Source organism: Streptomyces sp. NPDC004266, assembly GCF_042874095.1.
GTDB lineage: Bacteria > Actinomycetota > Actinomycetes > Streptomycetales > Streptomycetaceae > Streptomyces.
Genome location: NZ_JBIAMM010000010.1, coordinates 231,097 through 245,439 on the forward strand (window position 1 = coordinate 231,097; position 14,343 = coordinate 245,439).

Here is a 14,343-nt window from a genome sequence, read left to right on the forward strand (position 1 = left end):
GGAAGCCCCGCGCACCTTAGCTGTTTGGCAGTGGAACCGGCACGACAAGCAGTACTGCCGAGCACCGCGGGTGCGAATCCCTCACGACCCACACCGCTTCGGTCGGTCACTCATTGTGGAGGACCATCCATCATGGCAAAGGCGCTTCTCGGTTACGTCGGCGGCTCCGACCCGCGACTCCTCGCCGAGATGCGACGGCTCCAGCAGCGCGTCCAGGACCTCGAATCCGAGCTGGTACGGATCCAGTCCGAGAACGACACGCTCGCCGCTGCCGCCGCTCAGCACCAGGGAGAATCGCTGCTGAACAGCATCGACCTCGACGTATCCCAGGCAGAGCCTGCGCTCACCTGACAACCCAGCCCCCCCGGGGCCAGGTGGAAAGCATTCTCGTCGGCGCAGCCGAACAACACACCGCTGATCGTGCGGATCGACGCACGTGCACGACGGCTGGATACGCAAGGGACGCTTCGGCGTCCCTTCTTCCTTTCACCCGCCGTTTCCCCCGTGTCCCACCCCTCCTCATCCGAGGATCTGCCCCACGTCATCACGGGTGAAACGCACGGGCCCCGGTAGAGTCGCATGAGTGCACCTCAAGGCCCTGACCCTCCGCGGATTCAAGTCGTTCGCCTCGGCCACCACGTTGCGGTTCGAACCCGGAATCACCTGTGTCGTGGGGCCCAACGGCTCGGGCAAGTCCAATGTCGTGGACGCCCTCTCCTGGGTCATGGGCGAGCAGGGCGCCAAGTCGCTGCGCGGCGGCAAGATGGAGGACGTCATCTTCGCCGGCACGACCGGGCGCCCGCCGCTCGGCCGCGCCGAGGTCTCGCTGACCATCGACAACTCCGACGGCGCGCTGCCCATCGACTACGCCGAGGTCACCCTCACCCGGATCATGTTCCGCGGCGGCAGCAGCGAGTACCAGATCAACGGCGACACCTGCCGGCTGCTCGACTTCCAGGACCTGCTCTCCGACTCCGGCATCGGGCGCGAGATGCACGTCATCGTCGGCCAGGGACAGCTCGACTCCGTGCTGCACGCCGACCCGATGGGCCGCCGCGCCTTCATCGAGGAGGCCGCCGGCGTCCTGAAGCACCGCAAGCGGAAAGAGAAGGCGCTGCGGAAGCTGGACGCGATGCAGGCCAACCTCGCGCGCGTGCAGGACCTCACCGACGAGCTCCGCCGCCGGCTCAAGCCGCTCGGCCGGCAGGCCGCGGTCGCCCGCCGCGCCGTCGTCATCCAGGCCGACCTGCGCGACGCCCGCCTCCGGCTCCTCGCCGACGACCTCGTCCGGCTCCGGGCGGCGCTGGCCGCCGAGGTCGCCGACGAGGCCGCCCTGCTCGCCCGCAAGGAGGCCACCGAGGCCGAGCTGCGCTCCGCCCTCGCCGACGAGGCCGGCCTCGAAGCGGAGGCGCGCACCCTCGTGCCCCGCCTGGAGCGCGCACAGCAGAACTGGTACGACCTCTCCCAGCTCGCCGAACGCGTGCGGGGCACCGTCTCCCTGGCCGACGCGCGCGTGAAGAGCGCCACCACCGCGCCCGCCGAGGAACGGCGCGGCCGCGACCCCGAGGACCTGGAGCGCGAGGCCGCCCGCGTCCGCGAGCAGGAGGCGGAGCTCGGAGCCGCCCTGGAGGCCGCCGAGCGCGCCCTGGAGGACAGCGCCGCCCACCGCGCGGACCTGGAGCGCACGCTCGCGGCCGAGGAACGCCGCCTCAAGGACGCCGCCCGCGCCATCGCCGACCGGCGCGAGGGCCTCGCCCGGCTCCACGGCCAGGTCAACGCGGCCCGCTCGCGCGCCGCCTCCGCCCAGGCCGAGATCGACCGGCTCGCCGCCGCCCGCGACGAGGCCGCGGAGCGGGCCGCCGCGGCCCAGGAGGAGTACGAGCAGCTCAAGGCCGAGGTCGACGGCCTCGACGCGGAGGACGCGGAGCACGGCGAGCGGTACCAGGCCGCCCGCCGCGAACTCGCCGACGCGGAGGCCGCGCTCGGCGCCGCCCGCGAGGCCGCCGCCACCGCCGAACGCAGCCGCGCCGCGACCCGGGCCCGGCACGAGACCCTCGCCCTCGGGCTGCGCCGCAAGGACGGCACGGGCGCGCTGCTCTCCGCCGGGCTCAGCGGACTCCTCGGCCCGGCGGCCGAACTCCTCACCGTCACCCCCGGGTACGAGGTCCCCGTCGCCGCCGCCCTCGGCGCCGCCGCCGACGCGCTCGCCGCCGACGGGCCCTCCTCCGCGGCCGAGGCCCTGCGTCTGCTGCGCAAGCAGGACGCGGGCCGGGCCTCGCTGATCCTGGCCGGAACCCCCGAGCCGGAGTCCCCGGCGGCGGCCGGACGGCACCCGTACGCCGCCGACCTGGTCGGCGGGCCCGCCGAACTCCTGGGCGCCGTCCGCCGGTTGCTCGCCGGAATCGTGGTCGTCGGGGACCTCGACGAAGCCGTCGAACTGGTCAGGACCCGGCCCGGCCTGACCGCCGTCACCGCCGAGGGCGACCTGCTCGGCGCGCACTTCGCGCACGGCGGCTCCGCCGGGGCGCCCAGCCTCCTCGAAGTCCAGGCCTCGGTCGCCGAGGCCGCCGCCGAGCTCGACGAACTGGGCGTGCGGTGCGGGGAGTTCGCACGCGCGCAGGAGGAGGCCGGCGAGCGCCGCCGTGCCGCCGCCGCGCTCGTCGAGGAGCTCGACACCCGCCGCCGCGCCGGCGAGCGCGAGAGGTCCGCCGTCGCCCAGCGGCTCGGACGGCTCGCCGGGCAGGCCAGGGGAGCGGCGGGGGAGGCCGAGCGGACCGCGGCGGCCGTCGCCCGCGCCCAGGAGGCCCTGGAGAAGGCGACCGTCGAAGCCGAGGAGCTGGCCGAACGGCTCCTCGTCGCCGAGGAGATGCCGGCCGAGGACGAGCCCGACACCTCCACGCGCGACCGGCTCGCGGTCGACGGCGCCCACGCGCGCCAGACCGAGATGGAGGCGCGCCTCCAGGTCCGTACCCACGAGGAGCGGGTCAAGGCGCTCGCCGGCCGGGCCGATTCGCTCGACCGGGCCGCTCGTGCCGAGCGGGAGGCACGCGTGCGTGCCGAGCAGCGCAGGGCCAGGCTGCGTCACGAGGAGCGGGTCGCGGGCGCGGTCGCCGCGGGCGCCCGTGCCCTCCTGGCCCATGTCGAGGTCTCCCTGGAGCGTGCCGAGCGGGAGCGGGAGGCGGCCGAGGCGGCGCGCGCCGAGCGGGAGCGGGGCCTGACGGCCGCCCGGGCCAAGGGCCGGGACCTCAAGGCCGAGCTCGACAAGCTCACCGACTCCGTGCACCGGGGAGAGGTGCTCGGCGCCGAGAAGCGGTTGCGGATCGAGCAGCTGGAGGCGAAGGCGCTGGAGGAGTTCGGCGTGGAGGCGACCGCCCTGGTCGCCGAGTACGGTCCGGACCAGCCCGTGCCCCCGTCGCCGGCCGTGGAGGGCGAGGAGGCGGACCCGGAGTCCGAGGAGCCGCGTCCGTTCGTCCGTTCGGAGCAGGAGAAGCGGCTGAAGGCCGCCGAACGGGCGTACCACCAGCTCGGCAAGGTCAATCCACTGGCCCTGGAGGAGTTCGCGGCACTGGAGGAGCGGCACCAGTTCCTCTCGGAGCAGCTGGAGGACCTGAGGAAGACCCGTACCGACCTGCTTCAGGTCGTGAAGGAGGTGGACCTGCGGGTCGAGCAGGTCTTCACCGAGGCGTACCGGGACACCGCCCGAGAGTTCGAGGGCGTCTTCTCGCGGCTCTTCCCGGGCGGCGAGGGACGCCTGGTCCTCACCGATCCGGAGAACATGCTCACCACCGGCGTCGAGGTGGAGGCCCGCCCGCCGGGCAAGAAGGTCAAGCGGCTCTCCCTGCTCTCCGGCGGGGAGCGGTCGCTCACCGCCGTGGCGCTGCTCGTCTCGATCTTCAAGGCCAGGCCCAGCCCGTTCTACGTGATGGACGAGGTGGAGGCGGCGCTCGACGACACCAACCTCCAGCGGCTGATCGGGCTCATGCGGGAGCTCCAGGAGTCCTCGCAGCTGATCGTGATCACGCACCAGAAGCGGACGATGGAGGTCGCGGACGCGCTGTACGGCGTTTCCATGCAGGGCGACGGGGTATCGAAGGTCATCAGCCAACGGCTCCGCTAGAGGGTTCCCTCATGATCAGTTTCAAGAGTTGAACACAAGCGAGCTTGTTGTCCTCTCGGATTCACAGGAGGCCACCTCTTGACTTCGAAACTTGAAGGCATAGTCTCTGCAACGTTGCTTTTACCTTCACGTGGTGGGCGGCGTGAAGTTGTGCGCCACTGGAAGGGCTCGCCCCCCACCGAGGAGTCCATGTGACCGACACCGCGCAGGCGCCCACGCCGCCGCCTTCCGAAGGCCGAGCCGCTCACCCGGACCACCTCGGCCACGTCATCTTCATCACGGCCTCCGCCGCGATGGGTGGATTCCTCTTCGGTTACGACAGCTCCGTCATCAACGGCGCCGTCGAGGCGATCCGGGACCGCTACGACATCGGCTCCGGCACCCTCGCCCAGGTCATCGCCATCGCCCTGATCGGCTGCGCCATCGGCGCCGCCACCGCCGGCCGGATCGCCGACCGCATCGGCCGCATCCGCTGCATGCAGATCTCCGCGGTGCTCTTCGCCGTCAGCGCCGTCGGCTCCGCGCTGCCCTTCGCCCTCTGGGACCTCGCCCTCTGGCGCATCATCGGCGGCTTCGCCATCGGCATGGCCTCCGTCATCGGCCCCGCGTACATCGCCGAGGTCGCCCCCGCCGCCTACCGAGGCCGCCTCGGCTCCTTCCAGCAGGCCGCGATCGTCATCGGCATCGCCGTCTCCCAGCTGGTCAACTACGGCATCCTCCAGCTCGCCGACGGCGAGCAGCGCGGCGAGATCGGCGGCCTGGAGGCCTGGCAGTGGATGCTCGGCGTGATGGTCGTCCCCGCCCTGCTCTACGGCCTGCTGTCCTTCGCGATCCCCGAGTCCCCGCGCTTCCTCATCTCCGTCGGCAGGATCGACCGGGCCAAGGAGGTCCTCGCCGAGGTCGAGGGCCAGGGCGTCGACCTCGACCACCGCGTCGCCGAGATCGACCGGGCCATGCGCCGCGAGCACAAGTCCACCTTCAGGGACCTGCTCGTCACCGGGAGCAGGGTCAAGCTGCTGCCCATCGTCTGGGTGGGCATCGGACTCTCGGTCTTCCAGCAGCTCGTCGGCATCAACGTCGCCTTCTACTACTCCGCGACGCTCTGGCAGTCCGTCGGCATCGACCCGGCCGGCTCGTTCTTCTACTCGTTCACCACGTCGATCATCAACATCATCGGCACGGTGATCGCGATGGTCCTGGTCGACCGGGTCGGCCGCAAGCCGCTCGCCCTCGTCGGCTCCGCCGGCATGGCGATCGCCCTCGCCTTCGAGGCCTGGGCCTTCTCCGCCGACCTCGTCGACGGCAAACTGCCCAACACCCAGGGCGTCGTGGCCCTCGTCGCCGCCCATGTCTTCGTGCTCTTCTTCGCCCTCTCGTGGGGCGTGGTGGTCTGGGTCTTCCTCGGCGAGATGTTCCCCAACCGGATCCGCGCCGCCGCCCTCGGCGTCGCCGCCTCCGCCCAGTGGATCGCCAACTGGGCCATCACCGCCAGCTTCCCGTCCCTCGCGGACTGGAACCTCTCCGGCACCTACATCATCTACACGGTCTTCGCCGTGCTCTCGATCCCCTTCGTGCTGCGGTACGTCAAGGAGACGAAGGGCAAGGCGTTGGAGGAGATGGGCTAATCCCCGCTGCCCCTCTCCTCGCGACGACCGCCCCGGTCGCGGGCCCCCTGCCCGCGACCGGGGCGGTACGCCGTTCCGGGGCCGCGAGCCCGACGGCCCGCCGGTTCACGCCGTGAGCCGCGGCAGCACCTCCTCGCAGAACAGCCGCAGGCTCCGCCACCCCTCCTCGACGGGCATCCCGCCGCACAGCGGATGCAGCACCGGGCTCTCCAGGCCGAGCGCCAGGCACTCCTCCGGGGTGACCACCCGGTAGACCCCCTCCGCCCGCAGCTCCGCCACCGTCGTCGCCGTCGACCGCACCGCCGAGCGGATGTCCTTGGACTGCCAGGAGGCGTACGTCCGCGCCTCGTGCAGGAAGTGCCCGCCGTGCTCGGCCCAGGTCCGGTCCGGGTCCTCCGAGAGGTGCAGCAGCGGGGTCCTCTCGGCCGGCATCATCGTCCAGCCCTCCGTGCCGTACTCCGCGCACCGCTCCCGGTAGTACTCCTCCAGCTCCGGCAGGTGCGCGCTCGGGAAGAACGGCAGCCCGAGCCGGGCCGCCCGTCGCGCCGCCGCCCGCGACGAACCCCCGACCAGCAGCATCGGGTGCGGCCGGGTGAAGGGCCGCGGGGTGACCCGTACCGTACGGCCCCGATAGGTGAACGGCTCCCCGGTCCAGGCCGTGAGCAGGGTCTCCAGGAGCAGGTCCTGGAGCTTGCCGCGCCGGCCCCAGTCGACCCCGCGCTCCTCGTACTCCTCCGGCCGGTAGCCGATCCCGGCCACCGTCACCAGCCGGCCCCCGCTCAGCAGGTCCAGGACCGCGATGTCCTCGGCCAGGCGCAACGGATCGTGCAGCGGGCCGATGATCGCCGAGACGGTGACCGCGATCCGGCGCGTCGCGCCGAAGACCGCGCCCGCGAAGGCGAAGGGGGAGGGCAGCCAGTTGTTCTCGACCCCGTGGTGCTCCTCGGTCTGCACGGTGTCGACGCCGTGCTCGTCGGCGTACGCGGCCATGGCGAGCGCGGCCCGGTAGCGCTCCGAGAGGGAGTCGGGGGTCGCGCGGGGATCGACGAGGTTGAACCGTACGACGCTGAACGGCATGGGAAGTCCCCCTTCGCTGGTGCGCGGAAGGGGGACGTTAACTGACGTAGCGTCAGATGGAAACGGTCTCGCGCGCTTCGGCGGGCGCCACCGGCGCCTTCGCCGGGGTGCGCGGCAGCACCGCGTACAGCGCGGCGGCGACCGCGATCGTCGCCGCCCAGCCCAGACCGTTCTCACCGATCCAGGACGAGGCGAGCGGACCGGAGAACCAGTCGACCTTCGTGAACAGCAGGCCCACGATCAGCGCCACGGCCCACGACGTCATCGCCTGCCAGGCGAAACCGCCCCGGTACCAGTAGGCGCTGGTCCTCGTGGTGTCCATCAGCGCCGCCGCGTCGTACGACCTCCGGCGCAGCATGTCCACGCCGAAGACCCCGATCCACGCCGAGAACGCCACCGCGAGCAGCGTCAGGAAGGAGATGAACGAGCCGATGAAGCTGGACGCCACGACCATCAGGAGGAAACCGAAGACCAGGCTGATCACGGCGTTCACGCTCACCGCCGCCGCCCGCGGCACCTTGATGCCCAGGGTCTGCGCCGTGAAGCCGGCCGAGTACATCGACATCGAGTTGATCAGCACCATCCCGATCAGCGCGATCACCAGGTACGGCACGGAGATCCACATCGGCAGCAGCTCGCCGATGAAGGAGACCGGGTCCTGCGCCGAGGCCAGGTCCGGCGTGGACACCGCCATCACCGCGCCCATCAGCACCATCGGGAGCACCACGATCCCGGCGCCGCCGATCGTCGAGCCGACCATGGCCCGCGAGGAGGCCGTCCGGGGCAGGTAGCGCGTGAAGTCGGGGCCCGAGGGCACCCAGCTGATGCCGCCGGCCGCGATCGTGCCGATGCCCGCGACCGTCATCGCCGTCGAACCGGCCGGCTTGTCGAAGACCGCCGACCAGTCGGTGTCGGCCACGAGATAGGCCAGGACGAGCACCGAGAAGGCGCCGAAGAGGTAGGTGGACCACTTGCTGCACACCCGCAGCGCGTTGATCCCCAGACCCGAGACCAGGAACGTGCTGGTCACGAAGAGCAGCAGCGTCACCACGATGAGAAGCGTGTTCGACTTCACGCCGAAGAGCAGGTCGAGGACGGTCAGCACCGCGTACGCCCCGGTGACCGCGTTGATGGTCTCCCAGCCCCAGCGGGCCACCCAGATCAGCGACCCGGGAAAGAGGTTCCCGCGCTGGCCGAACACGGCCCGCGACAGCGCCATGCCGGGCGCCCCGCCACGCTTCCCCGCGATCGATATCAGGCCGACGATCCCGTACGAGAGGACCGGCGCCGCGATCGCCACCGTCAGGACCTGCCAGAAGTTCAGGCCGTTGAAGACGATCAGGCCGGCGCCCATCGTGAGCAGCAGCACGCTGATGTTGGCCGCGACCCAGGTCGGGAAGAGCTCGCGGACCCGGCCGGTCCGCTCGGCGTCGGGGACGGGTTCGAGACCGCGGGTCTCCATCGCGCCGTCGTGCGTCGCGCCTGCGGCTTCGGAGGCGTGGGGCATAGGGGTACTCCGTTGGACAGATGTGGGGGAACCACCCACTGTACGTGCTCCGCCTCCGGCACCTTCGTGGCCGATACTGGGTCCGTTATGGAACTCATCCTTGCTGTAGTCATCGCTCTGGTCGTCGCGGTCGCCGTGACGAGCGGGCTCGTGATCAGCGGTCGCAAGAAGAAGCAGCTGCCGCCGGCCGAGCCGCCGTCCACCACGCCGACCATCACCGCTCCGCCCGCCGAACCGCACGTCGGCGAGGAGGCGGAGACACCGCGGGAGGAACCACGCCGCACGGTCGAGGAGGTCGAACTCCCCACCGAGACGGCCTCCGGGGCCACGGTCGTCGAGGAGCCGCTCGTCGTCGAGCCCGAGGCTCCCGAGATCGAGGTGCCCGAGCCGACCGCCGGCCGGCTCGTACGGCTCCGGACCCGGCTCGCCCGCTCCCAGAACTCGCTCGGCAAGGGGCTGCTCACGCTCCTGTCCCGTGAGCACCTCGACGAGGACACCTGGGAGGAGATCGAGGAGACCCTCCTCACGGCCGACGTCGGCGTCGCGCCCACCCAGGAGCTCGTCGACCGGCTGCGCGAGCGCGTCAAGGTGCTCGGCACCCGCACCCCGGACGAGCTGCGCGGCCTGCTCCGCGAGGAGCTCGTCACCCTCCTCGGCGACTTCGACCGCACGGTGAAGACCGAGAGCCCGGAGGACACCCCGGGCGTGGTGATGGTCGTCGGCGTCAACGGCACCGGCAAGACCACCACCACCGGCAAGCTGGCCCGTGTCCTCGTCGCCGACGGCAAGTCCGTCGTCCTCGGCGCCGCCGACACCTTCCGCGCCGCCGCCGCCGACCAGCTCCAGACCTGGGGCGAGCGCGTCGGCGCCCGCACGGTGCGCGGACCGGAGGGCGGCGACCCGGCGTCGATCGCCTTCGACGCGGTCAAGGAGGGCATCGCCGAGAAGGCCGACGTCGTCCTCATCGACACCGCCGGCCGGCTCCACACCAAGACCGGCCTCATGGACGAGCTCGGCAAGGTCAAGCGCGTCGTCGAGAAGCACGGCCCGCTCGACGAGATCCTCCTCGTCCTCGACGCCACCACCGGCCAGAACGGCCTGATCCAGGCCCGCGTCTTCGCCGAGGTCGTGGACATCACCGGCATCGTGCTCACCAAGCTCGACGGCACCGCCAAGGGCGGCATCGTCGTCGCCGTCCAGCGCGAGCTGGGCGTCCCGGTCAAGCTGGTCGGCCTGGGCGAGGGCCCGGACGACCTGGCGCCCTTCGAGCCGGGCGCCTTCGTCGACGCCCTGATCGGCGACTGACACCTCGTACGGACACGCCGTACGGCACGCGGAAGGGCCCTCGCCACCAGGTGGTGAGGGCCCTTCCGCGTATCGGGAACCAGACGTATCGGGAACCAGACGTATCGGGAACCAGGCGTGCCGGGGGCCGTACGTGCCGGGGATCAGAAGTGCGTCCGGTGGCAGATGTACGCCAGGGTGCCCAGCAGCAGTCGGGCCTGCGGGGGCGCGCCCGCCGTGTCCAGGGTCGGGGGCCGCAGCCAGCGCACCGGCCCGAGCCCGCCGAGGTCCGACGGGGGAGCGGTGACGTAGGAGCCGGGCCCCAGACAGTGCAGGTCCAGATCGGCGTCGTCCCAGCCCATCCGGTACAGCAGCTGCGGCAGCTCGGCCGCCGCGCCCGGGGCGACGAAGAACCGCGCCCGGCCGGTCGGGGTCGCGCACACCGGGCCCAGCGGGAGCCCCATGCGCTCCAGGCGCACCAGCGCCCGCCGTCCCGCGGCCTCGGCGACCTCGATCACGTCGAAGGCGCGGCCGACCGGAAGGAGCAGCGTCGCGCCCGGGTACTCGGACCACGCCTTGGTGGCCACGTCGAGCCCGGCGCCCGCCGGGACCGGTTCCGCGAAGGAGAGGGGGTGCGCGCCCGGGGCCGCGCAGGCCGGATCCCCGCAGGAGCACCGGCCGGAGACGGCCCGCGTGCCGGGGACGACGTCCCAGCCCCACAGTCCCGTGTACTCGGCCACCGCTGTGCACTCCGTGGTGCGTACGCGGCGGCGTGCGCCGGACCGCATCTCACGAATGCCGCCGATCGTGAAACCCATGCCCCCTCCAACGGGTAGAGCGCGCCGGTGGTTACGAGCCGGAGCACGGTCGTCACCCTTCGTCACGTTCCGTCGCCCGGATGTGGTGCACGGTCGTGAGCGGGGTGGTGCGGACCCTGGCGCACGCCTCTCCGCGCTTCCGTCCGCCGACTTCGGTTCGTCGCATGTCAAGTGAATCGCGTTCCGCGCGTGGCGAGTTCATTCGAAGGGGTGGCGAATGGTGGCGTTTCTTGAATCGCCCTCGTGGAGGGGTGATCGTAGGATTACTTTCGGTACTCGAACCCCGGGGCCGCTTGCGTGCGTGGGTATGCCGGAGGCAACCAGGTTTCCAGTTCGAAGGAGGGCGAACGTCGGACGGGTGCCGCGAGAGGCGGCATTCTGATAGGGGTTCGGTCGACAGGTGAATCAGGTGGATGGGGGCGTTCCAGTGAGCGGCAACGGCGCAGACGGTACGACTGCCGGCAAGCGCCCGAACGAGCAGCTGGGCTCGTGGTTCGTGCGCAGCGGCTGGTCGAAGGGCGAACTGGCACGCCAGGTGAACCGCAGGGCGCGCCAGATGGGCGCGCACCACATCTCCACGGACACCTCGCGCGTGCGCCGCTGGCTCGACGGCGAGCAGCCCCGCGAACCGATCCCGCGGATCCTCTCCGAGCTCTTCTCCGAGCGCTTCGGCTCCGTCGTCGCCATCGAGGACCTCGGGCTGCGCACCGCCCACCAGTCGCCCTCCGTCTCCGGCGTCGACCTGCCCTGGGCCGGCCCGCAGACCGTCGCCCTGCTCAGCGAGTTCTCCCGCAGCGACCTGATGCTCGCCCGCCGGGGCTTCCTCGGCTCCTCCCTCCAGCTCGCCGCGGGACCCGCCCTCATCGAACCGATGCAGCGCTGGCTCGTCCCCACCCCCGTCGGCGACGTCGAGCGCCCCGAGCCCCTCGTGGACCCCCGCCGCCCCCACCGGCTCTCCGAGGTCGAGCTCGACCTCCTGGAGTCCACCACCGCCATGTTCCGCAAGTGGGACGCCCAGTGCGGCGGCGGACTGCGCCGCAAGGCCGTCGTCGGCCAGCTCCACGAGGTCACCGACCTCCTCCAGGAGCCCCAGCCCGCCGCCACCGCCAAGCGCCTCTTCACCTGCGCCGCCGAGCTCGCCGAGCTCGCCGGCTGGATGAGCTACGACGTCGGCCTCCAGCCCACCGCCCAGAAGTACTTCGTGCTCGCCCTGCACGCCGCCAAGGAGGCCGGTGACAAGCCCCTCGGCTCGTACATCCTCTCCTCCATGAGCCGCCAGATGATCCACCTCGGCCGGCCCGACGACGCCCTCGAACTCATCCACCTCGCCCAGTACGGCAGTCGGGACTGCGCCACCGCCCGCACCCAGGCCATGCTGTATGCGATGGAGGCCCGCGCCTACGCCAACATGGGGCAGCCCTCCAAGTGCAAGCGGGCCGTCCGGATGGCCGAGGACACCTTCGCCGACGTCGGCCTCGACGGCGAGCCCGAGCCCGACTGGATCGGCTTCTTCTCCGAGGCCGAGCTCAACGGCGAGAACTCCCACTCCTACCGCGACCTCGCCTACGTCGCAGGCCGCTCCCCGACCTACGCCTCGCTCGCCGAGCCCGTCATGGAGCGGGCCGTCGAGCTCTTCGAGAAGGACCCCGACCACCAGCGGTCGTACGCGCTCAACCTGATCGGCATGGCCACCGTCCACCTCCTCAAGCGCGAGCCCGAGCAGTCCGTGGTCCTCGCCGAGAAGGCCCTCGGCGTCGCCCGCAGCATCCGCTCCGAGCGGGTCAACACCCGGCTCCGCAAGACCGTCGACCACGCCGCCCGCAACTACAGCGACGTCGCCGAGGTCGTCCAGCTCACCGACCGGCTCACCCAGCTCCTCCCCGAGGCCGCCGAAGCGGTCTGACCCCTCCCGGGCCCCCGGCCCCGCCCCGCTCCGGGGCCCGCACAGACCCCGGCCGCGCCGGCCGTCCCGTAAAGCCCGACTCGGCTCCCCCGCCGCAAGGTCACACGGACGCCGGCGCGGCCGGCTCGCGTCACCCGCCCGTGATCCGGGCGTTCACGGCGGCGTAACACGCCCCACCCCTTCGTCACTGCGCCGAAACATCGAGCGGCATCGGCGGAAACCGCGCTGAGCGAATCTCTGGCTCATAACCGGCCACCCCTCAGGGCCGGACGCTCCCCGGCCCCGCCCCGCACAGGCCGCATTCGACGACGAGGAGACGCCGATGGCACCAGCCATCACGACCCTGGCCGCAGACGCCCCCGAGCTGTCTGCAGCCAACACCGGGTTCATGCTCATCTGCTCCGCCCTGGTCATGCTGATGACCCCGGCGCTCGCCTTCTTCTACGGAGGCATGGTCCGCGTCAAGTCCACCCTCAACATGCTGATGATGAGCTTCATCAGCCTCGGGATCGTCACGATCCTCTGGGTGCTCTTCGGCTTCAGCGTCGCCTTCGGCACCGACTCGGGCTCCCTGATCGGCTGGTCCTCCGAGTACGTCGGCCTCAGCGGCATCGGCATCACCGAGCTCTGGGACGGCTACACCATCCCGGTCTACGTCTTCGCCGTCTTCCAGCTGATGTTCGCGGTCATCACGCCCGCCCTCATCAGCGGCGCCCTCGCCGACCGCGTCAAGTTCACCGCCTGGGCCCTCTTCATCACCCTCTGGGTCACGATCGTCTACTTCCCCGTCGCCCACTGGGTCTGGGGCGCGGGCGGCTGGCTCTTCGAGATGGGCGTCATCGACTTCGCCGGCGGCACCGCCGTCCACATCAACGCCGGCGCCGCCGCCCTCGGCGTCATCCTCGTCATCGGCAAGCGCGTCGGCTTCAAGAAGGACCCGATGCGCCCGCACAGCCTCCCGCTGGTCATGCTCGGCGCCGGTCTCCTCTGGTTCGGCTGGTTCGGCTTCAACGCCGGCTCCTGGCTCGGCAACGACGACGGCGTCGGCGCCGTGATGTTCGTCAACACCCAGGTCGCCACCGCCGCCGCCATGCTCGCCTGGCTCGCGTACGAGAAGGTCCGCCACGGCTCCTTCACCACCCTCGGCGCCGCCTCCGGCGCGGTCGCCGGCCTCGTCGCCATCACCCCCTCCGGCGGCTCCTGCTCCCCGCTCGGCGCCATCGCCATCGGCGCCATCGCCGGCCTCCTGTGCGCCATGGCCGTCGGCCTCAAGTACAAGTTCGGCTACGACGACTCCCTCGACGTCGTCGGCGTCCACCTCGTCGGCGGCGTCGTCGGCTCCCTCCTCGTCGGCTTCTTCGCCACCGGCGGCGTCCAGTCCGACGCCAAGGGCCTCTTCTACGGCGGCGGCCTGGAGCAGCTCGGCAAGCAGGCCGTCGGCGTCTTCTCCGTCCTCGCCTACTCTCTGATCGCCTCCGCGGTCCTCGCCCTGATCATCGACAGGACGATGGGGATGCGGGTCAGCGAGGACGACGAGGTCTCCGGCATCGACCAGGTCGAGCACGCCGAGACCGCGTACGACTTCAGCGGGGCCGGCGGCGGCATCACGGGACGCGGCACCTCCGTGGCCACACCCGTCCTGAGCGAGAACAAGAAGGTGGACGCATGAAGCTCATCACCGCGGTCGTGAAGCCGCACCGGCTCGACGAGATCAAGGAGGCCCTCCAGGCGTTCGGCGTGCACGGGCTCACCGTCACCGAGGCCAGCGGCTACGGCCGCCAGCGCGGCCACACCGAGGTCTACCGGGGCGCCGAGTACACCGTCGACCTGGTCCCCAAGATCCGCATCGAGGTCCTCGTCGAGGACGAGGACGCCGAACAGCTCATCGACGTCGTCGTGAAGGCCGCCCGGACCGGCAAGATCGGAGACGGCAAGGTGTGGAGCGTGCCGGTCGAGACCGCCGTACGGGTCCGCACCGGCGAGCGCGGTCCGGACGCACTGTAAGCACGGAT

At 71.6% G+C, this 14,343-nt stretch carries 10 protein-coding genes; 7 read left to right on the forward strand and 3 right to left on the reverse strand.

The window, feature by feature from the left end; all coding sequences use genetic code 11:
- Positions 1-132: 132 nt before the first annotated feature.
- The 3 genes from ACFYUZ_RS24385 to ACFYUZ_RS24395 all read left to right on the forward strand — a co-directional run bounded on the left by ACFYUZ_RS24385 (position 133) and on the right by ACFYUZ_RS24395 (position 5,742).
- Positions 133-351: a hypothetical protein gene (locus tag ACFYUZ_RS24385; RefSeq protein WP_190159790.1), complete on the forward strand. Its 219-nt coding sequence runs from the start codon at positions 133-135 to the stop codon at positions 349-351.
- Between the two features lie 232 nt (positions 352-583).
- Positions 584-4,117: a chromosome segregation protein SMC gene (gene smc, locus ACFYUZ_RS24390; protein ID WP_389312508.1), complete on the forward strand. Its 3,534-nt coding sequence runs from the start codon at positions 584-586 to the stop codon at positions 4,115-4,117.
- Positions 4,118-4,308: 191 nt separating this feature from the next.
- Positions 4,309-5,742 (forward strand): sugar porter family MFS transporter, encoded by a 1,434-nt coding sequence (locus ACFYUZ_RS24395; protein ID WP_389312510.1) that lies wholly within the window; start codon positions 4,309-4,311, stop codon positions 5,740-5,742.
- Between the two features lie 105 nt (positions 5,743-5,847).
- Here the strand turns inward: ACFYUZ_RS24395 and ACFYUZ_RS24400 are convergent, their stop codons facing one another.
- On the reverse strand, positions 5,848-6,819 hold the full coding sequence (locus tag ACFYUZ_RS24400) for an LLM class flavin-dependent oxidoreductase (protein WP_389312512.1): 972 nt from the start codon (positions 6,817-6,819) through the stop codon (positions 5,848-5,850).
- A gap of 52 nt (positions 6,820-6,871) precedes the next feature.
- Positions 6,872-8,326 carry a cytosine permease gene (locus tag ACFYUZ_RS24405; RefSeq protein ID WP_389312514.1) on the reverse strand — a complete coding sequence of 485 codons (1,455 nt, stop codon included), beginning with the start codon at positions 8,324-8,326 and terminating at the stop codon, positions 6,872-6,874.
- 87 nt (positions 8,327-8,413) lie between these two features.
- Here ACFYUZ_RS24405 and ftsY point away from each other — a divergent pair, with 87 nt between their 5' ends.
- Entirely contained in the window at positions 8,414-9,631 is a 1,218-nt protein-coding gene (ftsY, locus tag ACFYUZ_RS24410) for a signal recognition particle-docking protein FtsY (RefSeq protein WP_389312516.1), read from the forward strand.
- A 143-nt stretch (positions 9,632-9,774) separates the two neighbouring features.
- Here the strand turns inward: ftsY and ACFYUZ_RS24415 are convergent, their stop codons facing one another.
- Positions 9,775-10,428, reverse strand: coding sequence for a bifunctional DNA primase/polymerase (locus ACFYUZ_RS24415; RefSeq protein WP_389312518.1), 654 nt, complete (start codon positions 10,426-10,428; stop codon positions 9,775-9,777).
- 427 nt (positions 10,429-10,855) lie between these two features.
- On the opposite strand from ACFYUZ_RS24415, the gene ACFYUZ_RS24420 reads away from it, so the two are divergent.
- The 3 genes from ACFYUZ_RS24420 to ACFYUZ_RS24430 all read left to right on the forward strand — a co-directional run bounded on the left by ACFYUZ_RS24420 (position 10,856) and on the right by ACFYUZ_RS24430 (position 14,335).
- Positions 10,856-12,331, forward strand: coding sequence for a hypothetical protein (locus ACFYUZ_RS24420; protein ID WP_389312520.1), 1,476 nt, complete (start codon positions 10,856-10,858; stop codon positions 12,329-12,331).
- A gap of 322 nt (positions 12,332-12,653) precedes the next feature.
- Positions 12,654-14,000 (forward strand): ammonium transporter, encoded by a 1,347-nt coding sequence (locus ACFYUZ_RS24425; protein ID WP_389312521.1) that lies wholly within the window; start codon positions 12,654-12,656, stop codon positions 13,998-14,000.
- Positions 13,997-14,335: a P-II family nitrogen regulator gene (locus ACFYUZ_RS24430; protein ID WP_015036464.1), complete on the forward strand. Its 339-nt coding sequence runs from the start codon at positions 13,997-13,999 to the stop codon at positions 14,333-14,335. Before ACFYUZ_RS24425 ends, ACFYUZ_RS24430 begins: the two co-directional genes overlap by 4 nt.
- Positions 14,336-14,343: the final 8 nt, after the last annotated feature.

Excerpts from the sequence above, each read along its gene's own strand:
- ACFYUZ_RS24425 (WP_389312521.1), top strand. The coding sequence starts at position 12,654 with ATGGCACCAGCCATCACGACCCTGGCCGCAGACGCCCCCGAGCTGTCT.
- ftsY (WP_389312516.1), top strand. The coding sequence starts at position 8,414 with ATGGAACTCATCCTTGCTGTAGTCATCGCTCTGGTCGTCGCGGTCGCC.
- ACFYUZ_RS24405 (WP_389312514.1), bottom strand. The coding sequence starts at position 8,326 with ATGCCCCACGCCTCCGAAGCCGCAGGCGCGACGCACGACGGCGCGATG.
- ACFYUZ_RS24430 (WP_015036464.1), top strand. The coding sequence starts at position 13,997 with ATGAAGCTCATCACCGCGGTCGTGAAGCCGCACCGGCTCGACGAGATC.
- ACFYUZ_RS24415 (WP_389312518.1), bottom strand. The coding sequence starts at position 10,428 with ATGGGTTTCACGATCGGCGGCATTCGTGAGATGCGGTCCGGCGCACGC.
- ACFYUZ_RS24385 (WP_190159790.1), top strand. The coding sequence starts at position 133 with ATGGCAAAGGCGCTTCTCGGTTACGTCGGCGGCTCCGACCCGCGACTC.
- ACFYUZ_RS24400 (WP_389312512.1), bottom strand. The coding sequence starts at position 6,819 with ATGCCGTTCAGCGTCGTACGGTTCAACCTCGTCGATCCCCGCGCGACC.